Origin of the sequence: Variovorax raffinosi (assembly GCF_051216615.1) — a bacterium.
In the GTDB taxonomy this organism is placed as follows: Bacteria; Pseudomonadota; Gammaproteobacteria; order Burkholderiales; family Burkholderiaceae_C; genus Variovorax.
In genome coordinates this window covers 343,649-367,624 of sequence record NZ_JBPJZR010000008.1, presented here as the reverse complement: position 1 = coordinate 367,624, position 23,976 = coordinate 343,649, and the positions used below count along the sequence as shown (strand labels likewise).

28 protein-coding genes and 2 pseudogenes are annotated in these 23,976 nt (G+C 64.7%); 16 read left to right on the top strand and 14 right to left on the bottom strand.

The annotated features are described in order from the left end of the window. Positions 1 to 86: 86 nt before the first annotated feature. The 4 genes and pseudogenes from ACSFB7_RS24270 to ACSFB7_RS24255 form a co-directional block, all read right to left on the bottom strand. Positions 87 to 956, bottom strand: coding sequence for an AMP-binding protein (locus ACSFB7_RS24270; RefSeq protein WP_435474715.1), 870 nt, complete (start codon positions 954 to 956; stop codon positions 87 to 89). After that, positions 956 to 1,750, bottom strand: coding sequence for a 3-oxoacyl-[acyl-carrier-protein] synthase III C-terminal domain-containing protein (locus tag ACSFB7_RS24265; RefSeq protein WP_435474713.1), 795 nt, complete (start codon positions 1,748 to 1,750; stop codon positions 956 to 958). Before ACSFB7_RS24265 ends, ACSFB7_RS24270 begins: the two co-directional genes overlap by 1 nt. Before the next feature lie 198 nt (positions 1,751 to 1,948). Then, positions 1,949 to 2,539 (bottom strand): cupin domain-containing protein, encoded by a 591-nt coding sequence (locus tag ACSFB7_RS24260; RefSeq protein ID WP_435474711.1) that lies wholly within the window; start codon positions 2,537 to 2,539, stop codon positions 1,949 to 1,951. Between the two features lie 677 nt (positions 2,540 to 3,216). After that, a pseudogene (locus ACSFB7_RS24255) lies at positions 3,217 to 3,501 on the bottom strand (transposase domain-containing protein); the annotation flags it as partial. Between the two features lie 238 nt (positions 3,502 to 3,739). Between ACSFB7_RS24255 and ACSFB7_RS24250 the strand changes: the two are divergent. Both ACSFB7_RS24250 and ACSFB7_RS24245 read left to right on the top strand, forming a co-directional pair. Further along, a pseudogene (locus tag ACSFB7_RS24250) lies at positions 3,740 to 3,955 on the top strand (IS21 family transposase); the annotation flags it as partial. 209 nt (positions 3,956 to 4,164) lie between these two features. After that, positions 4,165 to 4,308, top strand: a complete 144-nt coding sequence (locus ACSFB7_RS24245) for a hypothetical protein (RefSeq protein ID WP_435474709.1) — start codon at positions 4,165 to 4,167, stop codon at positions 4,306 to 4,308. 26 nt (positions 4,309 to 4,334) lie between these two features. On the opposite strand, the gene ACSFB7_RS24240 is transcribed toward ACSFB7_RS24245, so the two are convergent. After that, positions 4,335 to 4,814 (bottom strand): tetratricopeptide repeat protein, encoded by a 480-nt coding sequence (locus ACSFB7_RS24240; RefSeq protein ID WP_435474707.1) that lies wholly within the window; start codon positions 4,812 to 4,814, stop codon positions 4,335 to 4,337. A 122-nt stretch (positions 4,815 to 4,936) separates the two neighbouring features. On the opposite strand from ACSFB7_RS24240, the gene ACSFB7_RS24235 reads away from it, so the two are divergent. Next, positions 4,937 to 5,458 (top strand): thermonuclease family protein, encoded by a 522-nt coding sequence (locus ACSFB7_RS24235; RefSeq protein ID WP_435474705.1) that lies wholly within the window; start codon positions 4,937 to 4,939, stop codon positions 5,456 to 5,458. A gap of 120 nt (positions 5,459 to 5,578) precedes the next feature. Here the strand turns inward: ACSFB7_RS24235 and ACSFB7_RS24230 are convergent, their stop codons facing one another. Next, the gene (locus ACSFB7_RS24230) at positions 5,579 to 6,457 is read right to left on the bottom strand and encodes a LysR family transcriptional regulator (RefSeq protein WP_435474703.1); all 879 of its coding nucleotides are present in this window, start codon (positions 6,455 to 6,457) and stop codon (positions 5,579 to 5,581) included. 72 nt (positions 6,458 to 6,529) lie between these two features. Between ACSFB7_RS24230 and ACSFB7_RS24225 the strand changes: the two genes are divergently transcribed. Continuing rightward, positions 6,530 to 7,933 (top strand): MFS transporter, encoded by a 1,404-nt coding sequence (locus tag ACSFB7_RS24225; RefSeq protein ID WP_435474701.1) that lies wholly within the window; start codon positions 6,530 to 6,532, stop codon positions 7,931 to 7,933. Positions 7,934 to 8,047: 114 nt separating this feature from the next. Here the strand turns inward: ACSFB7_RS24225 and ACSFB7_RS24220 are convergent, their stop codons facing one another. After that, entirely contained in the window at positions 8,048 to 9,394 is a 1,347-nt protein-coding gene (locus ACSFB7_RS24220; protein ID WP_435474699.1) for an NAD(P)/FAD-dependent oxidoreductase, read from the bottom strand. A gap of 155 nt (positions 9,395 to 9,549) precedes the next feature. Here ACSFB7_RS24220 and egtB point away from each other — a divergent pair, with 155 nt between their 5' ends. From egtB to ACSFB7_RS24195, 5 genes are all read left to right on the top strand, one after another. After that, the gene (gene egtB, locus ACSFB7_RS24215; protein ID WP_435474697.1) at positions 9,550 to 10,827 is read left to right on the top strand and encodes an ergothioneine biosynthesis protein EgtB; all 1,278 of its coding nucleotides are present in this window, start codon (positions 9,550 to 9,552) and stop codon (positions 10,825 to 10,827) included. A 2-nt stretch (positions 10,828 to 10,829) separates the two neighbouring features. Further along, on the top strand, positions 10,830 to 11,843 hold the full coding sequence (gene egtD, locus ACSFB7_RS24210) for an L-histidine N(alpha)-methyltransferase (RefSeq protein WP_435474695.1): 1,014 nt from the start codon (positions 10,830 to 10,832) through the stop codon (positions 11,841 to 11,843). 715 nt (positions 11,844 to 12,558) lie between these two features. After that, positions 12,559 to 12,840, top strand: a complete 282-nt coding sequence (locus ACSFB7_RS24205) for a DUF427 domain-containing protein (protein WP_435474693.1) — start codon at positions 12,559 to 12,561, stop codon at positions 12,838 to 12,840. Next, positions 12,837 to 13,592: a 2OG-Fe dioxygenase family protein gene (locus tag ACSFB7_RS24200; protein WP_435474691.1), complete on the top strand. Its 756-nt coding sequence runs from the start codon at positions 12,837 to 12,839 to the stop codon at positions 13,590 to 13,592. The genes ACSFB7_RS24205 and ACSFB7_RS24200 overlap by 4 nt, the downstream gene beginning before the upstream one ends. A 140-nt stretch (positions 13,593 to 13,732) precedes the next feature. Beyond that, positions 13,733 to 14,173, top strand: coding sequence for a universal stress protein (locus tag ACSFB7_RS24195; protein WP_435474689.1), 441 nt, complete (start codon positions 13,733 to 13,735; stop codon positions 14,171 to 14,173). Here the strand turns inward: ACSFB7_RS24195 and ACSFB7_RS24190 are convergent. After that, on the bottom strand, positions 14,160 to 14,834 hold the full coding sequence (locus ACSFB7_RS24190) for an RluA family pseudouridine synthase (protein WP_435474687.1): 675 nt from the start codon (positions 14,832 to 14,834) through the stop codon (positions 14,160 to 14,162). The genes ACSFB7_RS24195 and ACSFB7_RS24190 overlap by 14 nt on opposite strands. Before the next feature lie 100 nt (positions 14,835 to 14,934). Here ACSFB7_RS24190 and ACSFB7_RS24185 point away from each other — a divergent pair, with 100 nt between their 5' ends. After that, entirely contained in the window at positions 14,935 to 16,263 is a 1,329-nt protein-coding gene (locus tag ACSFB7_RS24185; protein WP_435474685.1) for an MFS transporter, read from the top strand. On the opposite strand, the gene ACSFB7_RS24180 is transcribed toward ACSFB7_RS24185, so the two are convergent. Genes ACSFB7_RS24180 through ACSFB7_RS24170 form a run of 3 tightly spaced genes read right to left on the bottom strand, consistent with a single transcriptional unit; the run spans position 16,260 to position 16,983 of the window. Further along, positions 16,260 to 16,541: a 2Fe-2S iron-sulfur cluster-binding protein gene (locus ACSFB7_RS24180; RefSeq protein WP_435474737.1), complete on the bottom strand. Its 282-nt coding sequence runs from the start codon at positions 16,539 to 16,541 to the stop codon at positions 16,260 to 16,262. The genes ACSFB7_RS24185 and ACSFB7_RS24180 overlap by 4 nt on opposite strands. Before the next feature lie 2 nt (positions 16,542 to 16,543). Next, the gene (locus tag ACSFB7_RS24175; protein WP_435474683.1) at positions 16,544 to 16,837 is read right to left on the bottom strand and encodes a VF530 family protein; all 294 of its coding nucleotides are present in this window, start codon (positions 16,835 to 16,837) and stop codon (positions 16,544 to 16,546) included. Then, the gene (locus tag ACSFB7_RS24170; RefSeq protein ID WP_013542593.1) at positions 16,834 to 16,983 is read right to left on the bottom strand and encodes a hypothetical protein; all 150 of its coding nucleotides are present in this window, start codon (positions 16,981 to 16,983) and stop codon (positions 16,834 to 16,836) included. Before ACSFB7_RS24170 ends, ACSFB7_RS24175 begins: the two co-directional genes overlap by 4 nt. An 84-nt stretch (positions 16,984 to 17,067) precedes the next feature. Here ACSFB7_RS24170 and ACSFB7_RS24165 point away from each other — a divergent pair, with 84 nt between their 5' ends. The 3 genes from ACSFB7_RS24165 to ACSFB7_RS24155 all read left to right on the top strand — a co-directional run bounded on the left by ACSFB7_RS24165 (position 17,068) and on the right by ACSFB7_RS24155 (position 19,291). Continuing rightward, positions 17,068 to 17,586, top strand: a complete 519-nt coding sequence (locus tag ACSFB7_RS24165) for a GNAT family N-acetyltransferase (protein WP_435474682.1) — start codon at positions 17,068 to 17,070, stop codon at positions 17,584 to 17,586. After that, a complete protein-coding gene (locus tag ACSFB7_RS24160; protein WP_435474680.1) occupies positions 17,586 to 18,266 on the top strand; it encodes a PepSY-associated TM helix domain-containing protein in 681 nt (226 codons plus the stop codon). The genes ACSFB7_RS24165 and ACSFB7_RS24160 overlap by 1 nt, the downstream gene beginning before the upstream one ends. Before the next feature lie 116 nt (positions 18,267 to 18,382). After that, positions 18,383 to 19,291 (top strand): DUF808 domain-containing protein, encoded by a 909-nt coding sequence (locus ACSFB7_RS24155; protein ID WP_435474678.1) that lies wholly within the window; start codon positions 18,383 to 18,385, stop codon positions 19,289 to 19,291. Positions 19,292 to 19,330: 39 nt separating this feature from the next. Here ACSFB7_RS24155 and ACSFB7_RS24150 read toward each other — a convergent pair whose 3' ends face one another. Together ACSFB7_RS24150 and ACSFB7_RS24145 are read right to left on the bottom strand one after the other, a co-directional pair. Then, positions 19,331 to 19,543, bottom strand: coding sequence for a hypothetical protein (locus ACSFB7_RS24150; protein ID WP_187111154.1), 213 nt, complete (start codon positions 19,541 to 19,543; stop codon positions 19,331 to 19,333). A gap of 26 nt (positions 19,544 to 19,569) precedes the next feature. Beyond that, positions 19,570 to 20,766, bottom strand: coding sequence for a YncE family protein (locus tag ACSFB7_RS24145; protein ID WP_435474676.1), 1,197 nt, complete (start codon positions 20,764 to 20,766; stop codon positions 19,570 to 19,572). Between the two features lie 459 nt (positions 20,767 to 21,225). On the opposite strand from ACSFB7_RS24145, the gene ACSFB7_RS24140 reads away from it, so the two are divergent. The 3 genes from ACSFB7_RS24140 to ACSFB7_RS24130 all read left to right on the top strand — a co-directional run bounded on the left by ACSFB7_RS24140 (position 21,226) and on the right by ACSFB7_RS24130 (position 22,839). Beyond that, positions 21,226 to 21,498 (top strand): DUF2164 domain-containing protein, encoded by a 273-nt coding sequence (locus ACSFB7_RS24140; protein WP_435474675.1) that lies wholly within the window; start codon positions 21,226 to 21,228, stop codon positions 21,496 to 21,498. Between the two features lie 93 nt (positions 21,499 to 21,591). Further along, positions 21,592 to 22,014, top strand: coding sequence for a hypothetical protein (locus ACSFB7_RS24135; RefSeq protein ID WP_435474673.1), 423 nt, complete (start codon positions 21,592 to 21,594; stop codon positions 22,012 to 22,014). 27 nt (positions 22,015 to 22,041) lie between these two features. Then, positions 22,042 to 22,839 carry an enoyl-CoA hydratase/isomerase family protein gene (locus ACSFB7_RS24130; RefSeq protein WP_435474671.1) on the top strand — a complete coding sequence of 266 codons (798 nt, stop codon included), beginning with the start codon at positions 22,042 to 22,044 and terminating at the stop codon, positions 22,837 to 22,839. Positions 22,840 to 22,858: 19 nt separating this feature from the next. On the opposite strand, the gene ACSFB7_RS24125 is transcribed toward ACSFB7_RS24130, so the two are convergent. Beyond that, positions 22,859 to 23,965: a M14 family metallopeptidase gene (locus ACSFB7_RS24125; RefSeq protein WP_435474669.1), complete on the bottom strand. Its 1,107-nt coding sequence runs from the start codon at positions 23,963 to 23,965 to the stop codon at positions 22,859 to 22,861. Between the last annotated feature and the right edge of the window lie 11 nt (positions 23,966 to 23,976).

Sequence of the window (23,976 nt, the reverse complement as noted above, 5' to 3'; positions counted from 1 at the left end):
TCCATGGTGATCACCTTGAATCCCTGCTGAAATTCTCAGCAGGTCAGTGGAACACCCTGGTCAATATTGGATCGGCACTTTGCGGTTTAGCTGGTCAAGATTGCGTCGGCACTAACAGACCAGGTGCGTACCACCTGGGGACTGCAAGCCTCACCACCGGTCAGGAGCGTGGAGATCGTGTCGAACGCGCCGGGGTCGAGCACGGCAAGCAGGGTTGGCGGGAGAAACGCGCGGTCGACGCCATGTCGCCGGCAGAAGGCCGCCAATTCCGTTGCCGAGAGCCGCTGGCTCGCGGTGGGAATGCACAGTGCACCGCCGCTCAACAGCGTTGGAAAGATGTCGAGTATCGATGCGTCGAAATTGACGGTGGAGTACTGCAGGGCGCGACTTCCGGGGGTAATGCCGAGGTGCTCGATGGCCCAGTCGACCAGATTGATGACGTTTCCATGGTTCACCATGACCCCTTTGGGTTTTCCTGTCGTGCCGGAGGTGAAGATGGAGTAGCACAGGTCCGTCGGCAGAATGCCCGCAGGTTGCACAACAGATGGAAGATCGCTCGAGGGCACCCGGTCGACTGAAAGTACTGCACATCGATCTGGAGTGTTCGATGGAGACTCGGTGACGAGGATCAGCTGGCATCCGCATTTATCGACAATGTGCTGCCGAATCTCCTGCGGCAGATCGGGGTCGAGTGGTACGTAGCTGGCGCCGGTTTCGAGTATTCCGAAAATGGCGGCGTACAGGCTGGCGCACTTTTCTATGCAGACGCCAATCACGTCCGTTGAAGTGATCGCGCGGGATTTTTCGGACCAGAACCAATGGCGTATCGCTTCTGCAATCCTCGCCGAGCGGCGATCGAGATCGCGGTAGCTGACTTGCTCCATGTCAGAGACCAGGGCAGGGCAATCCGGGTGTGTCTCGACGATGCGATGGAAACGGGAAACGGTGCTCTGCATCAGGTCATCTCGCTTGTCGGTCCGAGTTTTTCGAGAAGGCATGCACCCCATTGATGCGGCCCCGCGCTGAAGCACAGCACGGTATTCCCTGCGTTCAGTTCCTTGCCGTCGGCCAGTTGTCGCAGGCCGATGAGGTTGTCGGCACTGAAGCAGTGGGCATGCGTCCCGATCGGCGAAGTGACGGCTTTTCGGAAATCCACCTCGGCAAGCTGGCAGTAGAGGCGGCTGACTTCCAGCGAGTAGTTGTTGCTGATGAAATGGTCGATGTCCCGCGCCGATCTGCCTGCCTGCGCATAGGCCGCTGTGAAGAGTTCCGAGATCTTGTAGATCTCGGCATCCATCGAGGGCACGGCGATCTGGTTGCTGTCGTGCAGATTGATGACCTGGCCGAGCAGCCGATAGTCCATGCCCGATGAGGAGGCGCTGACGATGCAGGCTGCCGCGGCGTCGCCGGTCACGTACATGAATGCCGTTCCTTCGCCGTACAGGCGTTGCAAGGGTGATGTCGCCTTGTCGAACATGACGACCAGTACGCGATCGGAATTTCCAGACGCAACCATGGCCGAAGCCAGTCGAGTGGCCCAATGAAAGCCCGCACAGCCCGTGATGCCGATGTGGTAGTGAGGCACCTGTTGCAGCCCCGAGCATTCAGCCAGTTCCCCCAGCCAGACAGGCTGGAGGTTGTTCTGCGCATCGAGCGTGCATGAGACAAGAAAGACAGCGTCTATTTCGGCCGCCTCCATCGGGACACTGGTCAGGCAAGAGCGAATAGCGGCCTTGGCCAGTTCGCTCACACACGATTCGTGGTGGGCGAAAGTGTTTGCGCCATGTGTGCTGGCTCGCAGTGAAGCACACGTGCTCGGATCCGCAATTGAATGCTCAATGGGGCGCAGCATTCCAGCTGCGTACTGCGGTGCACCCAAATAGACTTGTCGCGTCATGCCACTCCGTTTCGACATCTGCCAGTTTTCTTGTTTTTTTGAAAAGAACAGTCAGTTGGTCCAAGAAAGAGGATGGCGTACAACGACTTTCGACAAAGGACTGGGTTGGTCCCAAACACCTTTGAAGCCTTCGGGCAGAACGAAGATATCGCCTGCAACGTATCGATGAGCGGCACCATCGATGGATGTGATTGAGACGGAGCCGGTCACCAGGTGAATGACTTCAGTCTCTGGCCAATTAATGATCTGCAGCTTCACCGGATCGATTTCGCAAACTTCGACAGCGGCCTGCCTGGTCTTCATGACATGGGGAACATGGCATCGGTATGAGAAATGAGTTCCTTCCAGCGTCTGATAGTGAAGTGGGTCGGTGTCCGGCGCGTTCGTCGTTGCCACCTGCTTCGGAACGCTCTTGGCGATCGACGTGATCAGTCCGCTGTCGAGCGTTTCCGACCGAGCCCATATCGGCAGAAGAAGGGCTGCGGAGAGCAGGCACTCGACCAGAAGAACAAGGCACGAATAAAAAAGGGCTGCACGAAACATATCCGGATGATTTCCTGAGGTGGGGCTGGTTTTCGGGGGCGACAATTTCATGTCGGCGATGAAGTCGTATCGGCGTGCTTCCTTGAGCTTGCCGAACATATGCACCAGGCGTTGGCATCAGCCGTTCTGGGTCACCAGACAAGGAGGCGCTCCAAGACCGACATCGATTCAACAAGCGAAGATGGGCCGTCCATTGATGACCTGCGGTGGTGCTGTGCGCCGTGCTGCGAAGCGGTAACGGCGAAGCGGGCGTTCGACGCCATTTAGTGCCAAATCTGCATGCATTCTTTTCTATCTCAACATACCGTTGCGCAATCAAAGCCGATCTATTTCCACCCCAAAACCATTTGCCAAAAGAGCGGCTTCTCGAGATCGGCTCGGCGAGCAACAAAAATTCATTCCCGGGCTTGAGCTCATCGAGGTGCTTACTGAGATGCCCCGCGAGAGAAGAAAAGGGGCCAGCATTAGTGCGGCTTGTTTGAAACAAAACGTATTTTTTAGAAGCGAGCGCGGGGCTCCCGGGCATCTGACGATCAATGCTGATGCCATATCCCTACCCGGTTGGGGTTGCGGCAGTCAGGCCGCCGACGGGCCGCGACTGCGTAGCTGATCTGGGAACCGCTGCTCGAGCTACCAGAAGCCAATCCGCTGGCGCAGTTCGTTCGCTGCTTCACGCCGTTGGCGCAAGACCACCTTGACGAAGCACTGCGGCACTGTAGGTAGCTCGGCGTCCCACCTTGACGTCAATTGGCGGGGCCTCGTATGCGCTTTGCTGATCAGGCTGCGAGTTGCCAGTTGTGTGGGAGCAGTTCGTCGATGCGGCTGTTCAGTTGAGTCAGCAGCCTGGTGAGGACGTCTTTGAGGTAAGTCTAGGGATCTTGGCCATGCATCTTGGCCGGCTGCACGAGATTCATCACGGCCGCAGCACGTTGACCAGCCAGTTCGCTGCCAGCGAGCAACCATGCTTGCCTGCCAAGAGCCCATGGACGAATCTGGTTTTTACAATGATTGTTGACGACGTTCACTGCACCGTCGAGCAGGTTTTGCGTCAGGCCCTCCCACGGCGGCCTGGCGTGCTCCTGTCTTCTGGCCAGTTGCTCCTCGGTCGTCAAGGCGGCCAGCTCACGCTCAAGCCAGTAGGTCTGCGCGATGCCTCGCAGCGCCGCATCCGCATCCCCAGTTGGTGTAGTAATTTCCGTCTAAAACATGACCCACGTAAAACCCTGCCCTGCTCATTTTCAAAGGGGGATCCTAGAAGTGCTAGACGCAGCGAGATTGAGTGTCATCTGACGCTGGGCCCTGCGCGAGCAGATGTCCATCCGCGAGATAGCCAGGCGTACAGGCCTATCTCGCGACACCGTAAAGAAGCACCTGTGAGCGGGCGAAGAAATGCCGTACTACGCCAAGAGGACGAGCTGCAGCAAGTCCGACCCCCATGCCGAGAAGCTCGCGACCTGGCTCGCGATCGAGGCCGCCAACTCACGGAAACAGCGGCGCAATCTGCGGCAGATCCACACAAAGGAGAACATCAAGAACTTATCCAAACCGTGAGACCTTCGGTCTCACAAAGTAGGGGCAGTATTCAGTGAAGATCTAGGGTCAGTACGCGTCGGAATCCAACATTCAGCGAGCATGAGGGATTCAGGCCGTCATTCAATTCAGTGGCCCCAGCCTAAAAGGCTAGCGATGCAAGGGCCGCCCTTGCGTGATCGCGCGTGAGGGTAGTGCTTCTCGATCATCACGACACTGGTCTCGGACAGTTGGGCAACAGTGAGGCTGTCAACGCCTGCGTGGATGAGATCGGTGATGACAGCGGCAAGGTGATGTGGCGGCTGCTGCAGGAAGACGAAAACGGGGCGAAGAAGTAAACAAGGCTGCGGGAACCGCCGGGGCTCTATTTGCGCCCCAGCGACTTCAGCAGCGCCTGCGCTTCTTTCCTGCCGTTCGGCGTGATCGACGGCGAGGCTGCGGCCTTGCCCAGGTAGTGAACGACCTTGTGGTCGTTCTGGTTCGCGCCCTCCCAGAGAAAGAGCCGTCCCAGTTCCAGCGCCGCGTCGCCATCGCCTTGCGCATAGGCCCGCTCGAACCAGAACCGCGCCCAGCGGAAGTTGCCTTCGTCGCGGTAGCAGATGGCGAGGTTGGCGCACCCTGCGGCGTCGCCTGCCTTGGCCGCCTTGCGATACCAGTCGCGCGCGGCGGCGGCGTTTTTCTTCACGCCGATGCCGTGGTCGAGGAAATAGCCGACGCTGTTCAGCGCGTGGATCTCGCCCGCCGCGGCAGCCTTGAGGAACAGCGAGAGCGCCTTCTTGTGCGAGCCGGCATCCCATGCGTCGTTCGCCGCGAGGAACCAGTCGTCCTGGGTGGGTTCTTGCATGGTGCTTGCTCTCCTTCGGCGCGCTGCTCAAAAGAAAAAGTCTGTGTACCGATCCGTTCCGGCGAAGGGATCACTTAGCCTTGATCGGTCCCGCCATTCTGCCTACCTCCCGTTTCTTCTTCATGCTCTTGCGCGCGCTGCTGCTTTCCAGCCTTCTTGCCTTTTCCTCTTTCCTGACCCACGCCGCTCCCCGAACCTGCCTTGTCGTCGGCATCAGCGACGGCGACACGCTCACCGCGCGCTGCGGCCGCATCGGCGCCTACGAGCGCGTCAGGGTGCGCATCGCGGCCATCGACGCACCCGAAAAAGCACAGCCTTACGGCCAGCGCAGCAAGCAGGCGCTGAGCGACATGTGCTTTCGCGAGCAGGCGCTCATCACCGAGATCGACACCGACCGCTACGGCCGCACGGTGGCCGACGTGAGCTGCAGCGGCGAGGACGCCGGCAGCCGCATGGTGTCCCAAGGCTGGGCCTGGGTGTACGACTACAACCGGCTGGCCACCAAGCGCGGCGGCGGGCTGTTCAAGCTGCAGGACGGCGCACGCGCAAAGCGCCTGGGCCTGTGGGCCGATGCGAAACCGACGCCGCCCTGGGAATGGCGCAAGCGGCAGCGCGAGCAACCGCATTGGGGCGGGTTCTTCTGAGCGCCTGGGCGAGCGCCGTCCCGCAGGCGTGGGCGCTCTCAGACTTGCGGCTGGCCCACTGGAGATCCCATGTTTCGCCCTGCCATTGAAACGGCAGGCTTGTGGCGGCTCTCTCCCGACCTACCTTGTCCTATCCAAGGCGAGCGCCTTTTGCGAAGCTACAACCTCGATCAGAAAATCCATCACCGCGCGCATTGGCGCCGCACGTCGCAGGTCGCGATGCACCACCAACCAGATGTCGCGCGAAAAGCTCTCGCCTTCGTGCTTCAGACGCAGCAGTGTCGGATCGGAATCGGCGAGAAAGCACGGCAGCCCCGCGACGCCGGCCCCCGCGCGTGCTGCGGCCAGGTGACCGCTGATGTCGCTGAGTTCGCAGCCCACTGGCCGGTGGCCGGCGATTCCCAGAAGCCAGTGTTGCTGCGGCATGTCTGCGAACTGTGCGTCATAGGCAATGAACGTCCAGTCCTGCGGGCGGCGCAGCGGCGCATAGTCGCGACTTGCATACAGCGCAAAGGGCATGCACCCCAGCTTGCGCACGACACTGCCCGCTTCCTTTGGGCGTACCAACCGCAGTGCGACATCGGCTTCCCTGTGGCTGAGCGAAACCTGATGGGCCTGTGCCGATATGGAAAGCTGGATCCCAGGATAGGCGACACGGAAGTCGGCCAGCTTCCCGGCCAGCAAGTGCGTTGCCAGGATGGGCGGCGCACTGAGCGTCACTTTGCCATTCAGCGGTTGCAGACTCGCTTGGGCGCGTCGCTCGATGGCATAAGCGCCTTCCTCCATGGCCTGCGCTTGTTGAAAGACCTGTTGTCCCATCGGGGTCAGCCGGCAGGCACGTGGCAACCGCTGGACCAATGAGGCCTGCAATTCATTTTCAAACGCGGTCAGCCGCCGACTGACCGTTGCATGGTCTACCTGCAGGGCACGGGCGGCACCCGACAACGTGCCGGCACGGGCAACCGCGAGGAAATGGCGAAGATTTTCCCAGTCGAACATCGGTGCATTTTCTCCAGTATGACTGGAGCTTATGTGGAATTTACGCGGACAGCCCACCGACCTAGCATCGAAGTGAATCAGCTCTTCTGGATCATTTTGAAGCCTTCAATTTCTGCTCACCATCCTCGTGCCACGCTGGTAGCTGCCGCACTCGGATTCGTCGTCGTCCTGTTGGATGTCAGTGTTGTCAACGTTGCCCTCGAGGCCCTCCGCCAGGAGTTCGGTGCTGACGTGTCGGGACTGCAATGGGTGCTCAACGCCTACACGCTGGTCTTCGCAGCGTTGCTCCTCACCAGTGGTGCGCTGGGTGATCGCTTTGGCGCCCGGCGGGTTTTCATATTCGGCCTTGTCCTGTTCACGCTGGCATCGGGAGCCTGCGGTCTGGCCCCCAACCTGTCGGCATTGGTGGCTGCGCGAGTGATCCAGGGTCTGGGCGCGGCGCTGCTGGTGCCCAATTCCCTTTCCATGTTGCAGCAGGCTTTCCCCGATCGGGAGCAGCGCAGCCGCGCGGTCGGTTGGTGGGGCGCCATCGGCGGTATTTCCTTGGCTGCAGGGCCGGTGTTGGGCGGGTTGCTGATCACGCACACCGGCTGGCGCAGCATTTTCCTGATCAACCTGCCTGTTGGTTTGATCGGACTGTTCCTTACCTTGCGCCATACCGCGCCGGGGAGCGCTGGCAATCGCCGCAACCTTGATCTTCCCGGTCAGGTGGCGATCATCTCGGCACTGGCCGCTCTCACGGTGGCTCTGACCGACGCCGGTCGCCTGGGCTGGCAGCATCCGTGGGTACTGGGTTGCCTCATGCTGGCACTGGTTGCGGCCATCAGCTTCGTGCGCATCGAGTTGCGCAGCCAGGCGCCGATGCTGCCCCTTGCTCTCTTTCGCATCCGTACTTTCACCGTGGCTTCGCTGGCCGGCGTTGTCGTGAACTTTGCCTACTACGGGCTGATCTTTGTCTTCAGCCTGTTCTTCCAGATCGAGCAGCAGCTTTCGCCCCAGCAGACGGGCCTGGCGTTCCTGCCGATGACGATCGTTCTGATGGCGGTGAACGTCATCGCCGGACGTTTGATCACCCGCATGGGCGCCAGGCGCCTGATGGTTCTGGGGCTGGCACTTGCAGCTTGCGGCTATCTGATGCTTCTGCCGGTCAGCATCGCCGGCTCATATGGGATGCTGGTCGTTCCGATGCTCTTGGCGGCCAGCGGTGTCGCCCTGACCGTGCCAACGATGACCAACGCCACGCTGTCATCGGTCGAGGCCTCGCGCGCCGGCATCGCCTCGGGTGTCCTCAACTCGGCACGCCAGATCGGAGGCATGTTGGGCGTGGCCGTGTTTGGCTATCTGGTACGCGACACTGCGCCAGAGCCGTTCATGCGCGGCATGCATTGGTCGCTCGGTATATCGGTTGCGCTGCTGCTGGCGGGAAGCCTGATGTGCCTGTTCGGAATTCAGAAGGATCGGACAAAACCCTCATGAGGACGTCGTCGGCAACGGATGTTCGCGAGCTGAACAATCGGCGACCGAGCGAATGCCGTCTCGCAAGCGCGGGACGTTCTCAGGAGGCGGTCCACCAGAACAACGACATGCGGGCTAAGACTCGCTCTTGCCCTGCACATCCGCCACCACGCGCGCATTGCGCTGGAAGCTCCAGTAGGCGCCGGCCCAGTCCATCATCACCACGATGCGGTTGCGAAAGCCGATCAAAAAATACGCGTGCGCGAACAGCCAGAACAGCCACGCCAGCCGGCCGCTGAAGCGCAGCGGGCCGAAGGGCGTGCCCAGGTCCACCACCGCCGAATTGCGGCCGATGGTGGCCAGGTTGCCGTAGTCCGCATAGCGGAACGGCACCGTGGGCTGGCCCGCGATGCGGCGCAGGATGTTCGCGGCCGCCGCGCGCCCCATCTGCTTGGCGCCGGGTGACACGCCGGGCACCGGCTTCGGCGGCTTGTCGGGTGCGTGGCTCATGGCGGCCGCAAGGTCGCCCACCACGCTGATCTCGGGGTGGCCCGCCAGGCTCAGGTCGGGCTCGACCTTGATGCGGCCCGCGCGGTCGCATTCGACGCCGGTGGCATCGCCGAGCATGCGCCCCAGCGGCGAGGCCGCGACACCGGCCGCCCAGACCACGCAACTGCTATCGATTCGGTAGCTCGTGACGGCCGCGCCATCTGCGCCGCCACCGGTCTGCACTTCGAGCCCGGTGGCGTCGATGGCGGTGACGCGCGCATTCAGCCGTACTTCGACGCCCAGCTTTTCGAGTTGCTCCAGCGCCTTCTGGCTCAGCGATTCGGGCATGGCCTGCAGCACGCGCGGGCCGCCTTCGACCAGCAGCACCTGCGCGCTCGACGGATCGATGTGGCGGAACTCGCCCGAGAGCGTGTGCTTGGCAATCTCGGCCAGCGTGCCGGCCATCTCCACGCCCGTGGGCCCGGCGCCGATCACCACGAAGGTGAGCAGGGCGCGGCGGTGTTCCAGGTCGGCAGTGATTTCGGCGGCCTCGAAGGACAGCAGCACCCGGCGGCGGATCTCGAAGGCATCGGCCAGCGTCTTCAGCCCCGGCGCGACGGGCGCCCATTCGTCGTGCCCGAAGTAGCTGTGCGTGGCGCCGGCGGCCACGATCAGGTGGTCATACGGCACGTGGTCGCCGCGGGCCAGTTGCACCGTGCGCGCGGCCGGGTCGATGGCGCTCACTTCGCCCAGCAGCGTGGTGATGCGCGGCTGCTTGCGGAACAGCGAGCGCACCGGCGCCGCGATCGACGGCGCGGCAAGCCCCGCGGTCGCCACCTGGTAGAGCAGGGGCTGGAACAGATGGTGGTTGGTCTTGTCGATCACCGTGACATCGACGTCGGCGCTCTGCAGCTTGCGCGCCGCTTCGAGTCCGCCGAATCCGCAGCCGACGATGACGACACGCGGCCTGTCCGAAGGGTTGGTCGTTTGCATCCGACGGATGATACGCAGGCGTTTTGCACGCCCTCGAATCTTGTGCCACAGTGGCTGCCCGCCGAATTTCTGGCTGCGGGCCCGCGGCGTTCTGTCCTACGCACGGCCGCAACCTGAATGGGCTAAAACTTGCGGCTGACCTCACTGGAGTCCCCATGACGCTTTCCCGGCCGATCACACAGGCGGCGGGCGCACTGCGCGACAAGTTTCGTGAGGTGCGCGCCATGAGCCTGGCGCTCGCCGCGCCGCTTTCGCCCGAAGACCAGTGCATCCAGTCGATGCCCGATGCGAGCCCCACCAAGTGGCATCTGGCGCACACCACCTGGTTCTTCGAGACCGTGCTGCTGCAGCCGCATGCGGCGCGCTACCAGCCCTTCGATCCGCGTTTTCATTACCTCTTCAACTCGTACTACGAAGCGCTGGGGCCACGCCATCCGCGACCGCATCGCGGACTGCTGACGCGGCCTTCGGTGGACGAGGTGCATGCGTACCGCCGGCATGTGGACGAAGCGGTGATTGCACTGCTCGAAGAGGGCGGGCTCGATTGGGCCGCAATCGAGCCCATCGTCACGCTCGGGCTCAACCACGAGCAGCAGCACCAGGAACTGCTGCTCACCGACATCCTGCATGCGCTGTCGTGCAATCCGCTGCTGCCTGCCTACAAGCCTGCGAGCGGGCCGGCTGTGCGGTTGGCTGCTGTGCCGCCTGCGGTGCGCTGGCTGTCGCGGCCCGGTGGTGTGGTCGAGGTGGGGCATGCGGGCGACGATTTTTCTTTCGACAACGAGACGCCACGCCATCAGGCGCTGGTGCAGCCCTATGCCATTGCCGATCGTCTTGTGAACTGCGGCGACTATGCGCAGTTCATTGCCGATGGCGGCTACCAGCGGGCCGAACTCTGGTTGTCCGATGGCTGGGCTGCGGTGCAGGCACATGGATGGCGTCATCCGGCGTACTGGCTCGCGCCGGACGATCCGCGTCTTGCAGCCGATTTGCAGCCGCAACAGCAGCAACCGTCGCCGCAAGGCGCTGCAGCCGGCTGGCATGTGTTCGGCCTTCACGGCGTGCGCCCGATGGAGGCCGATGCGCCGGTGGCGCAACTGAGTTTCTATGAAGCCGCCGCGTATGCCGAATGGGCCGGCGCGCGACTGCCGACCGAGTTCGAGTGGGAAGCCGCGTGCGACGCACCCGGCATCGTGCAGATGACCGGCCATGTCTGGCAGTGGACGCGGTCGTCCTATGACCCGTACCCGGGCTTTCGCCCGATGCCCGGCATCGCGGCCGAATACAACGGCAAGTTCATGGTGGGGCAACTGGTGTTGCGCGGTGGCGGCGTGGCCACGCCGGCCGGGCACACGCGACCCAGCTATCGCAACTTCTTTCCGCCGGCGGCGCGCTGGCAGTTCTCGGGGCTGCGGCTCGCGAAAGACCTTTGATCATGCGCAATCCAAACACCTCGTCTTCTTCGCTGTCGTTCGTACCCGCGAAGCCGCAGCAGCAGTCATCGCAACGCGCGCCATCGGCGGGCGAGCCGCTGTCCGAATTCGGGCGAGAGATGCAGGCAGGCCTTGCGCGCACGCCGCGCAGCATTTCGCCCAAGTTCTTCTACGACGCCGCGGGGTCGCAACTGTTCGACCGCATCTGCGAGTTGCCCGAGTACTACCCCACGCGCACCGAGCTGCGGATTCTTGGCGAGTGTGCGGAAGAGATCGCGGGGCAGATCGGACCGAACGCCGAGATCGTCGAATTCGGCGCGGGCTCGCTGACCAAGGTGCGGTTGTTGCTCGATGCGCTGGAGACGCCCAAGCGTTATCTGCCCATCGACATTTCAGGCGAGCATCTCGAAGCTGCGGCCGAGCGGTTGAAGGCGGACTATCCGAAGCTCGTGGTGCAGCCCATTGCAGCGGACTACACGATGCCACTCGTGCTGCCTGCGCCGATGGCTGGGGCAGGGCGGCGTGTGGGGTTCTTTCCCGGTTCGACGATTGGCAATTTCGAGCCTGAAGAGGCGTTGGCCTTCTTGCAACTGGCTGCTCGCATGCTGCGCGGCGGGGGCTTGCTGATCGGCGTCGATCTGGTGAAAGACCCGGGGCGGCTGCATGCAGCCTACAACGATGCGCAAGGGGTGACGGGGGAGTTCAATCTCAACCTGCTGCGTCGGGCGAATTCGGAACTGGATGCGGACTTTGATCTTGATGGCTTTGCGCATGCGGCGTTCTACAACGCGCCGCGTCAGCGGATCGAGATGCACCTTGTGAGTCGGCGGGCTCAGAGCGTTTCCTTGAAGGGGGAGAGGTTCGGGTTCGAGGAAGGGGAGACGATTCATACGGAGTACTCGCATAAGTTCACCGTTGAAGGGTTGCGTGCTTTGGCGGTGCGGGCTGGGTTTCGGCCTGGTGCTGTGTGGACGGATCCTGAGAGGCTCTTCAGCGTTCACTGGCTTGCTGCCTAGTTTGCTTTTCGAGGCCGGGTCTCGCCCCGGCGGGCGACTCACTTTCTTTTGCTTCGCCAAAAGAAAGTAAGCAAAGAAAAGGCGACCCTGCTGTCTGCGTCCCTTCGCTTCGCTACGGGCAACCTGCGGTGCTCGACGCCAGTGGGGGTCCGCAGAACTCGCTTCGCTCAAACAGCTGCGGCCCTGATCCCACTGGCGTCTGCGCTCCTCGGCGCAGCCAGAAGGGAGGGGAAGCCTTCGGGCCATCGCTGCGCTCGGCCTTGGGACTTGCTCCCTCTCCCCAAGGGGAGAGGGAGCCCGAGCCGAGCGAAGCGATGGCTCGTTCGGTATCCAACCCCCTCTGGCTGCGCCGAGGAGCGCAGCGTTTCGCGGATCAGGGCCGCAGCTGTTTGAGCGAAGCGAGTTCTGCGGACCCCGCGAAACGTGAGCACCGCAGGTTGCCCCGTAGCGAAGCGCAGGGGTCGCAGACAGCGGGGTCGCCTTTCTTTTGCCTACGTTTCTTTGGCGAAGCAAAGAAAAGTAGGTCGCCTGCCGGGGCGAGACCCGGCCTCGGAAAGCAAACCCTCAGCCCAGGGAAGCAAACGCCCCAGGGAAAAATAGCACCCATATCGCCCCCAAGAAATCAGACAAACCAAGCAACGGCACAATACCCAAGCCCCGTGCGGCAGCGCAACGGCCAGCGCCCCCGCCACCCCTCCCCCTGGAGACCAAGACCATGAAAGCAACCTGGAACGGCGTCACCATCGCCGAAAGCGACGACACCGTGCTCGTCGAAGGCAACCACTATTTCCCGATGAGTTCGCTCAATCGCGATCACGTCACCTTCAGCAACCACAAGAGCACCTGCCCCTGGAAGGGCACCGCGAACTACTACTCGCTGCTGGTCAACGGCGAGCTCAACACCGACGCCGCCTGGTACTACGCCGACCCGAAGCCCGAAGCCGAGGAAATTCGCGACCGCGTCGCGTTCTGGAAGGACGTGAAGGTCGCCGCGTGACAACGGCCGCATTCACCCCACCCTTCATCGCCCCGGCCGAACTGCCCGCCGCATTGCGCGAGCAGGGCTATGCAGTGCTGAGCCCGCAAGGCGTGTCCGACTGGCTCGGCGTGCCGCTTGCACAACTCACTGCACTGCATGCGGACTGGAACGATCTTCCGCCCGACGACTACCTCAAGGACGGCGGCCGCTATCGCACGCGGCGCCATGCCTGCTTCACCGTCGAGGCCGACGACCAGACCACGCTGCAACAGGTGCCGCATCGCGCGCACTGGCAGCCGGTGGAATACAACGCGCTGCACGGCGGCATGCAGCGCTGGTTTGCGCCGATGCTCGATGCCACGGTGGCGCAGCCAGTGTGGCAGCGGCTGCTGCAGCAACTCGGCAAGGCCAGCAGCGACATGCGCGGCGCACCGCAGCGCTGGTACGTCGAGGCGCACCAGTTCCGCATCGACACCGCGGGCGGCATCGGCCGTCCGACGCCGGAAGGCGCGCACCGCGATGGTGTCGACCTGGTGGCGGTGGCGCTGGTCGGGCGCCAGGGCATCAAGGGCGGCGAAACGCGCGTGTTCGAGGCCAACGGCCGTCGCGGCGAGCGCTTCACCATGACCGAGCCGTGGACGCTTCTGGTGCTCGACGACGCACGCGTGATCCACGAATCGACGCCGATCCAGCCGCTGGAAGAGGGCGGCGAAGGATGGCGCGACACGCTCGTGATCACCTGCCGCGCCAAGGGTTTCCAGGGGGACTGAAGCCCCCGTGCGACGCGCGCACGCAGGCCGTGCGCCGTCGCTGGCTGGAGTCCTACAGCCACCCTTGGGAACAGAGGTTAAATTCGGGGCCCGGCTCGACATCGAGCCGTGTCTGTCTGCGAACGAAAGCGAGGTCCGCCATGTTCAATCACATCCTGGTACCCATCGACGGCTCCGAAACTTCCATGCTCGCGGTCAGCAAGGCCAGTGGCCTGGCGTTGGCCTTTGGAAGCCGCATCACGTTGATTCACGTGATCGACAACTATCCCTTCATCGGCGTGGGCGCGGACTATGCGCTCGGCCAGAACGAATACCTGGCCGCCGCCACGGCGAGTGCGAATGCGGCCTTGGCACGCGGCGTCGCGGCGCTGGCGGCCGAAGGCCTGCACAGTGACCAGCGCGTGATCGACGGCCATGTGGTGCACGAAGGCATCGTGGACACAGCCATCGCCATCGCGGCCGACCTGATCGTGATGGGTTCGCACGGCCGCAGCGGCATCGAGAAACTGCTGCTCGGCAGCGTCACGCAGCGCGTGCTGCAGGACGCCCACATGCCGGTGCTGGTCGTCAAGGCCGGCTGAGCGAAAACCCAGGCGGGCTCTTCCAGCAAAGGTCTTGCTGCGTCACCGGGTGCACCAAACCCAGTTCGCTCGCATGCAGCAGCAGGCGCGGCGCACGTGCCTGCACCGCGGCATCGCCGTACAGCGCATCACCGAGGATCGGATGGCCGATTGACAGGAGATGCACGCGCAGTTGATGCGTGCGGCCGGTCAGCGGCTCCAGCAACACATGCGTGGCCTCGGGTTCATCGGGCAGCAGTGACGTGGATGAAGCCAGCGCACGCCATCGCGTAGTGCTGGGCTTTCCGTCCGGATCAACTTTTTGCAGCGGACGGCGCGGCCAGTCGGCGATCAGCGGTGCGTCGATCAGCGACCAGTCCTCGCGCAGCGGCATGCACCCATCGACGATGGCTTCGTAGCGCTTGTGCACCCTGCGCTCGGCAAAGGCCGTGCTCAGTGCACGCTGCATCTCGATGCCGCGCGCCATCACCACGAGGCCGCTGGTGCCCATGTCGAGGCGGTGCACGATCAGCGCATCGGGCCATTGGCGCAGGGCGCGCGCGCTCAGGCAGTCCTGCTTGTCGTCGCCACGGCCGGGCACGCAGAGCAGGCCGGCGGGCTTGTCGAGCACCAGCAGGAAAGGGTCTTCGTGGATCGGTTGCAGAAGAGGTGGCACGGTCATGGATGCCGCCGAGTTTAGAGAGCCGCGTTCCCAGGGGGCAGGGTGGTGCGCTCAGCCCCGCTCATGCCCTGCTCACGGAGCCTCGGCTATCCTTGAACGAATGTCCGGCCCCGCCCCAGCCTCTTCCCCCTCTCCAGATGCCGCTGCCATTGCGCCCGGCACTTTTCCTTCGCCGAGCTTTTCCGACCTGACGCGCGAGCGCCCGTTCATGCAGATGTGGACGGCGCGGCTCTTCGGCACCGCCGCCTCGCAGATGCTGCTGGTGGCCATCGGCTGGCACATGTACGAGCTCACCGGCAGCGCCTGGGACCTGGGCCTTGTGGGCCTTTACCAGTTCGTGCCCGCGCTGCTGCTGGCCCTGCTGGCCGGCCACATCGTCGACCGCCACCATCGCGGCCGCATCGTGGCCGCCTGTTTCGCGGTGCAGGGCCTGGTGGCGCTGGTGCTGCTGCTGGCGGTACAGGAGAAGCACGACTCGCGCGGCCTGCTGCTGGGCCTGTCGCTGGTGCTGGGGGCCGTGCGCGCCTTCCAGATGCCCGCGCAGCAGGCGCTGACGCCGCTGCTGGTGCCGCCGACCATGCTGGCGCGCGCGATGGCCTTCAGCTCGGCCGGCATGCAGGGCGCGATCATCGGCGGGCCTGCGCTGGGCGGGCTGTTGTTCGTGGCGGGCATGGCGGTGGTCTATGGCGCCAGCGTGGCTTTCTTCGCCATGGCCTGTGCGCTGGTGCTGCGGTTGCGCTATGCCTACACGCCGATCGCGCGCGAGCCGGTCACGCTGGCGACCGTGTTCGCGGGCGTCGACTTCATCTGGAAACGCAGGCCCGTGCTGGGCGCCGTCTCGCTCGACCTGTTCGCCGTGCTGCTTGGCGGCGCGGTGGCGCTGCTGCCGATCTACGCCAAGGACATCCTGCACACGGGGCCGTGGGGACTGGGCCTGCTGCGCGGCGCGCCTGCGGTGGGTGCACTGGTGATGTCGATCGCGCTCACGCGGCGGCCGGTCGAGCGCCACATTGGGCGCACGCTGCTGATGGCGATTGCGCTGTTCGGCCTGTGCATGGTGGTGTTCGGCCTGTCGAAGAGCTTCGTTGTTTCCTTGATTGCACTGGCCGTGTCCGGCGGCGCCGACATGGTCAACGTGGTGATCCGCCAGACGCTGGTGCAGCTCGAAACGCCCGATGCCATGCGCGGGCGGGTGAGCGCGGTCAATTCGATCTTCATCGGTGCCAGCAACCAGCTCGGCGAATTCGAGTCCGGCGCCACGGCCGCACTGCTCGGGCCGGTCGGCTCGGTGGTCGTGGGCGGTGTGGGCACGGTGCTGGTGGCGCTGACCTGGTTCCGGCTGTTCCCGTCGCTGGCGCAGCGGGACCGGATGGTGGTGGCAATGCCCACTGCCACCACTGCTGCCGTCAAGTCGCCCGGAGCGGCCTAGAAGACCGAGAACGCCTTCGGCACGTCGAGCACGAGGTCGCCGAGTGCCTCGGCCACGCAGGGAAGAATCCAGCCTTCGTCCTTCTCGTCGGCGCTCAGGCCGGGCCATTCGATGATGTGGCGCGTTTCGCCGGACAGCCGCCGGCAGATGCAGGTGCGGCAGGTGCCGTTGCGGCACGAACTCGGCAGCTCGATGCCGGCCGCTTCGGCGGCCTCCAGGAGCGTGGTGCCGGCTTCGGTTTCGAAGTCCAGCCCGGATGGTTCGAGGCGGACCCTCATCGTCACGGTTGCTGCGGATCTTGCGGTTGTTGCTGCTGCTGTTCGCGGCGTTGCTCGCGCAGCATGAAGAGGTAGAGGCTCTCGACCTTCTCGCGCGCCCAGGGCGTCTTGCGCAAGAACTTCAGGCTGGAGCCCACGCTCGGGTCGATCGCAAAGCAGCGGATGGGCACCAGCTCGCTCAGGTGTTCCCATCCGTAGTAGTCGGCCAGCGCCGTCACGATGGCCTCCAGCGTGAGCCCGTGCAACGGGTTCCGGGGCTGGATCGGCTTGGCCGGCGCTGGCGTCTCGTCGGTCACTTGTTCTTGAGCTTGCCGCGCGGAATCACTGCGGTGGTGATCGTGCGGACCGGCTCGATGCCGCCCGTGCCCACGGGCTTCGGTGGCGAGGTGTCCTTCTTCGGTTTCTTTGCTTCCTTGGTGCTGCGTTGCTGACTCTTGGCCATGATTTCTCCTGTTGATACGACGGATACACCGGGCAGTTTAGCGGTGCGGCGACAATACGAGGTTCCATTGATTTCCCCGCATCCATGTCAGATTACGAAGTTCGCCCCGCCACACTGCGCGACGCCAAGGCCGTCGCCGAAGTCCATGCCCTGGCCGCCAAGGCCGCCTACGAAGGCATCCTCTCCGAAGAAGACCTGCGCGTCATCGCTCCCGCCTCGCGTGAAGCCAAGTGGCGCGAAGCCATCGAATACAGCGAACCGCAGGTGCGCGTGGCCGTGCTGGGCAGCGAAATCGTCGGCTTTGTCGGCTTCGACCGCTCGCGCGACCCCAAGACGCCGCCCACCACGGGCGAAATCTGGGCCATCTACGTCAAGCCCGAGCACTGGGGCAAGGGCGTCGGCGTGGCCCTGTGGGACGCCGCGCGCGAAGGCCTGGAAGAGGAAGGCTGCACAACGGTCACCATCTGGGTGCCCATCCGCAACGACCGCGCCATGCGCTTCCACGAACTCGCCGGCTTCAAGCGCGAGATGAAGACCGCCAAGACCACCGCCCTGGGCACCGTGCGCGTGGAAGAAATTCGCCTCAAGCGCAGCGTCGCCTGATGGACCACGACAGCAACCTCGGCCACGCCGCACGCGTGCGGGCCCACCAGCGCCGCACGACCATCGTGCAATGGATTCGCCGCACCCACGGCTGGTTCGGGCTGTGGGGCGCGGTGCTCGGGTTGCTGTTCGGTTTCAGCGGCATCTGGCTCAACCACCGCAATGTGTTGAAGCTGCCGCAGGCCCAGGAGCGCACCCGCGCCCAACTGGCGCTGCCCGACCCGGTGCCCGAAACGCCCGAGGCCATGAGCCAATGGCTGCAGGGCGCGCTGCGCATGAGCGGGCCGCCCAATTCCATGCGCATCGAGCCGGCCAAGCCGGTGGCCTGGGCCGACAAGGGCGACAAGAGTGCCCCGGCGCTCACGCAGCCGGCGCACTGGCTGTTCAATTTCGGTGGCCCGAACGAAATCGTGCAGGCCGAGTACTGGCAGGGCAACCGCTCGGTCGGCGTGAACACCACGCACAACGGCTTTGTCGCCACGCTCACCAACATGCACAAGGGCGGCGGCATGCCGCTGCCGTGGATCCTGCTGGTCGACACGCTGGCCGGCAGCTTGATCTTCCTGTCGCTCTCGGGCGTGGCGCTGTGGATGCTCACGCACCGCCGTCGCCGCGTGGGGCTGGCGCTGTTCGGCGTCTCGCTGGTCGCTATGCTGGCGATCGCGCTCAGCGCGCTCTGATCCGCAAAAAAATTTCGCATCGGGCCCAGCGTTCGGGGCCCGGGCGTACGGTTATTGCCGGGGTGGCTGACGGCTGCGGCTAAGCTCGCCGCTTCTTTTCAGCCACCTTCCTGCCCATGGCCACCAGCCTGCTCCTGCTGCTCGACGACATCGCGACCGTTCTCGACGATGTGTCGATCCTCACCAAAGTGGCCGCCAAGAAAACGGCCGGCGTGCTGGGCGACGACCTGGCGCTCAATGCGCAGCAGGTGGCCGGCGTCAGGGCCGAGCGCGAGATCCCGGTGGTGTGGGCCGTGTGCAAGGGTTCGTTCGTCAACAAGCTCATCCTGGTGCCCGCGGCGCTGGCCATCGGTACCTGGCTGCCCTGGCTGGTGACTCCGCTGCTGATGGTGGGCGGCGCCTTTCTCTGCTTCGAAGGCACCGAAAAACTCGCGCACAAGTTCCTGCACAAGAAGGAGCACGAGGCCGACACCGAGCGCCACGAAAAGGCCGTGGCCGACGTGGCGGTCGACGTGGTCGCGATGGAAAAGGACAAGATCAAGGGCGCGGTGCGCACCGATTTCATCCTCTCGGCCGAAATCATCGCCATCACGCTGGGCACCGTGCAGGGCCAGCCTTTCCTCACGCAGCTCAGCGTGCTGGTCGGCATCGCGCTGATCATGACCATCGGCGTGTACGGCCTCGTGGCCGGCATCGTGAAGCTCGACGACGCGGGCCTCTACCTGAGCCAGCGCGCCAGTGCGGCCGCACGCGGCCTGGGTCGCGGCATCCTGGCCACGGCGCCCTGGCTCATGAAGGGCCTGTCGGTCGCCGGTACGGCCGCCATGTTCCTCGTGGGCGGCGGCATCCTGGTGCACGGCGTGCCGGCGTTCGGCCATGCCATCGAAGACTGGGCCAAGGCCACGGGCGGCGTGTTCGGCACGCTCGGTTCGATGGGTGTGAACGCCGGCGTGGGCCTCGTGGCCGGTGCGGTCGTGCTGGCGGGCGTGGAACTCTTCGGCAAGCTGCGCGGCAAGAAGGCCTGACGGGCCGGCCGCCGCGCGTTCGCGCCTCCGCCTGTTTTTCTACTGGCGCGACTTGCCGCGCTTGACCAGCTCGACCACGATCAGCGCGGCCCCCAGCACCAGCGCGAACCAGCCGACCAGGTAAGCGCCCGCCACCATCTCGAACCAGCGCGTGCCCTGCAGGAAGCGGGGCCCCAGCAGAACGGCGACGCCGATCACCAGGCAGAGGATGCCGCGTTCGAGCGTGCGGAGTTGTCGTTTGGGTTGCGCCATGGATTCTTCGTTCGGGGATGAGTGGGTCAGTGCGTCATTGTCCCGCGCATCGAGGCCGGATGCCCCTGCAGCGGGAACGACTTGCCGGTAGGCACCAGCGTGTCGCCATCGAGCCGCAGGATCGTGATGTCCTGGTCGATGAAGTTGCCCACGTAGAGGTACTTGCCGTCCGCGCTCCACACCGCGCCTTCGGGCAGGCCGCGCACCTCGACCTCGTTGGCGCGCGTGACCTTCTTGCCGTCGATCTTCAGCAGCACGACCGAGCCGTTGCGGTTGTAGAAGTAGGCGTTCTTGGCCGCATTGCTGCCGCGCAGGATCACAGCCACCGCATGCCTGCCGGTCGGGCTCACGGCCAGGCCTTCGGGGCCGTCGCCGACCACCACCTTGTCGACCACGCGCGGCGGCGCGGCCTCCATGTCGATCACGCTCACGGTGTCGATCTGCCCATCGGATGCGCCCGAGTTGCCGTTGTCCGCCGTCAGCGCGAGCTTGCCGTCGGGCGTCACGTCCACGTTGTAGGGCCAGAGGCCCGCTGCAAGGTCGACCTTGTTGTAGCTGACCTTCTCGCCGTTCACGTCGAGCAGCGCGATCTTGTGGCTCGGAAACTTGGCGGCCAGCGCGCGCTTGCCATCGGGCGTGAAGCGCACATGCGCCACCGAGTCGCCCATGGCCACGGTGTCGATCAGCGTGACCTTCTTGCCCGCGATGCGCAGCACGCTCACCGAGTTGTCGGCGCGGTTGGCCACCAGCGCGAGGTTGCCCGCGCGGTTGATCGACAGGCCCGAGGGCTGCTTGCCGATCTGCAGCGTGTCGATCAGCTTGGGCGGCGTGGTGGTCAGGTCGATCACGAAGAGGCGGTTGTCGGGCACCTGCTTGCGCGCGCCGTTTTCCTCGACCACGTTGAGTGAATTGGCGACCAGCGCCAGCGTTTCGCCGGGCGTGATCGCAAGGTTGGTCGGCGGGCCGGCGATGGTGTTGTCCAACTGCAGCGTACCGAGGACCTTGGGCGCCAGCGGATCGGTGCCGATGTCCAGCACCTGCACCGTGTCGCGCCCCATCGGCCCGAGGATCACGGCGCCGGCGTCGTTCCACGACTGCTTCTCGTCGTTGGCGACCAGCATCAACTGGCGCTGCGGCACCGTGGGGGTCATGCTGCTGCAGCCGGCGAGTGCGGCCAGAACAGTCAAGGTGAGGGCCGCCAATGCGGCAGGGCGAAACTTCATGGTGTTGTCTCCGTGTTGTTGGTGTCGTTCTGGTCCGGGCGGCGTGGCTTGGCCCGGCAGCGGATGGTAGCGAGGATGCGGGGAGTTGCGGCCATCCGCGTGGTTCGGGTGCTGCTGCTGTTCATTCAGGGCGACGCTCCCGCCGACACGGTGCTCTTTTTCGCGAATGTCCCCCGCTTCGCTCCTCCTTTATTTCGCGAAAAAGAGCCCCGTATCGTCGTGAGCGTTGGACAGAGCATTGGTTGATCGCTGGATCACCAGCAGCGTGCCCATGTGCGAATGACGCCAGGTGCTCCCCGCAGCGAAATAAAGGAGGAGCGAAGCGGGGGACATTCGCGGAGGGGAGCGCCTGGCGTCATTCGCACTCGCCCCGAACAGCAGCGGTAACGCGCAGAACAGCGTCGTCGCCCAGCCCGTGCCTCGGCACAATCGTCGGACCGAACCCTTGAGAGAGATTTCATGACCATCGAGATATCAAAGGAAGCGCGACAGCAGGCCATCGCGTCGATCGAGCGCTATTTCCGCGAGAACATGGAAGAGCCGATCGGCAACATCGGCGCCGGCGCGCTGCTCGGTTTCTTTCTCGAAGAGGTCTGCCCCCTTGTCTACAACAAGGCCGTCACCGACGTGCAGGAGCGCCTGCAGTCCCGTCTTTCGGAGATCGACCTCGAAGTGCACGAGGACGAATTCCAGTACTGGCGCAAATTCGACAAGCAGAAGAAGGGGCGGTAGGCGCGGGCCGTACTGGCGCCTCGCCCCCGGGCGTAGCGCCCGCGCATCGCTTTGAATTCAAAAATGCTTCCAAACGTTGCAGAATCCGAAGCCATGCAACACCACCGCACGCCCCTTCGCTCCATGTTCCGCTCGCTGCCGCGCACCCTTGTCGCCTTGCCCCTCGTGCTGGCGGCCTCGCTGGCCACCGCGCAGCAGGACCCGTCCGCCTTTCCGCTGGATTCGGTCGGCTACCTGAACGAGGAATTGCCCCGCATGGAGGCCGCCATCGCCGCGAAGGACCGCAGCTTCTTCCACGGCGCGATGGTCCGCACGGTGCAGTTTTCCGAGCGCTGGGGCTTCAAGGTCAAGGCCAACCCCGATCTGGCCGCCTACCCGATGTGCACGGAGGCGGTCATGGACTATGCGGTGGTCGGCATGTGCAAGCTCACGCCTTCCGACGAGTGCGAGCCCGGCCTGGCCGCGCGTTTCGATGCCAACGTGCAGCGCTGCCGCGAAGTGGCGGCCAGAAAATAGACGAAAGACAGAGAGAGACACCTCGCCATGGACTACGCCCGCTACCAGACCCTTGCCATCACGCGCCGAGGCGCCAACGGGGCGGTGCTCGACATCCAGATGCGCGCGGCCAACGGCAAGCTGCCCACGGCGGGCCATGACGGCCATCGCGAACTGGCCGAGATCTGGCGCGACGTGTCGGCCGACGACAGCGTGCGCTGCGCGGTGCTGCGGGGCGAAGGGCAGGGCTTCTCGGGTGGCGGTGACCTGGCCATGGTGCAGGACATGACCACCGACGACGCGGTGCGCCAGCGCGTGTGGAAAGAGGCGCGCGACCTCGTCTACAACATCATCAATTGCGACAAGCCCATCGTGAGCGCCATGCACGGCCCGGCCGTGGGCGCGGGGCTGGTGGCGGGCCTTCTGGCCGACATTTCCATCGCCACGAAGAACGCGAAGATCGTCGACGGCCACACGCGCCTGGGCGTGGCGGCGGGCGACCATGCGGCCATCGTGTGGCCGCTCCTGTGCGGCATGGCCAAGGCCAAGTACCACCTGCTGCTGTGCGAGCCGGTGAGCGGCGAGGAGGCCGAGCGCATCGGCCTCGTCTCGCTCGCGGTGGACGAAGCCGACCTGCTGCCGCGTGCCTATGAAGTGGCCGACCGGCTGGCAGCCGGCAGCCAGAGCGCGATCGGCCTGACCAAGTACGCACTGAACAACTGGCTGCGCCAGGCCGGCCCGACCTTCGATGCCTCGCTGGCGCTCGAATTCATGGGTTTCGCAGGCGCCGACGTGCGCGAAGGCGTGGCCTCGCTGCGCGAGCGTCGCGCGCCGAACTTCGGCTGAAGAAGTTCGGGTTGCCGAATCAGGCCTTCTTCAGGCCCTGCAGCGTCTGCAGCAGCACGACGCGCGTCTGGCCCAGCACCATGCCCTTCCACTCTTCGTTGTCGCAGTAGAAGGCGTCGCGCAGTTGCGCGCGAATCTCGCGCTTCTGTGCTTCCGATGCTTCGGGGTGGCGGCGCAGCCAGGTGTCGGCGCGCAGGCGCACCAGCACTTCGAGGTCGGGCAGCGTGCCGAACTCCAGTCCCATCGGCGCCACACGCGCGTTCGGGCATTCGTCATACGCGGTCGAAATCACCGGCCCCGACACGTCGGCCGAGGCCGAGTCGCCGGCAAAGGGCGCGAACACGTCGGCGCCCCACCATGCATGCGCCAGCGCGAGGTCTTCGGGCGTGTTGCGGCCCGGGTAGATCTTCTCGCCGTGGCCGTAGGGGCCCAGGCCCGTGTGCACGTCGATCCAGCCGATGTGCGTGGCCGATGCTGCGTACTTGCGCAGGATCGCGCGGATGGTCTTGTTGCTCCACGATGGCGCGGTGCCGCCGTAGAACAGGCCATCGGGCGAGGTGTACTGGCCCTTGGTGACGGCCGCGCGAAAGGCGGTCATGCCGTGCTTGCCTATGTAGGCGGCCACGGCCGCGTCGTCGGCGGGTGTCGGCGGCCAGTTGGCGGGCAGCACCAGCGGCTCGACCTCGGCGTACCCGGCGTTCACGGGCAGCGGCGCGTTGAAGTCGATGTGGTTGCGGTTCAGGTCGATGTTGTCTTCGTTCGTGCGGTGCAGGTGCGAGAAGCCGTGCGGGTTGACCGCATGCACCAACAGCAGCGCAACACCAGCCTGCGCCAGCCGCGAGAGCAGGTCCGCGTCGTTCAGCGTGGCGATCTGCGCGCCCGAGCCGCAGAAGCCTTCGGGGCCGTGGGTGCCCGAGGTCACGAGCAGCAGCTTCTTGGCGTCGATGGCGCCGATCAGCGCCACGTCGGTGGCGAGTTCTTCGCCGAGCGCGCCGCGGTGTGCGTCGAGCACGAAGGATTCGACGGCCGCGCCGCGCTGCGCAGCGGCTTCGAGGAACTTGGCGCGCGCTTCGACATACGTGCCCGAGAAGTGGCGGGTGGCGGCGGTGCGTTGTGTGGTTGGCATGGGATGTGGGC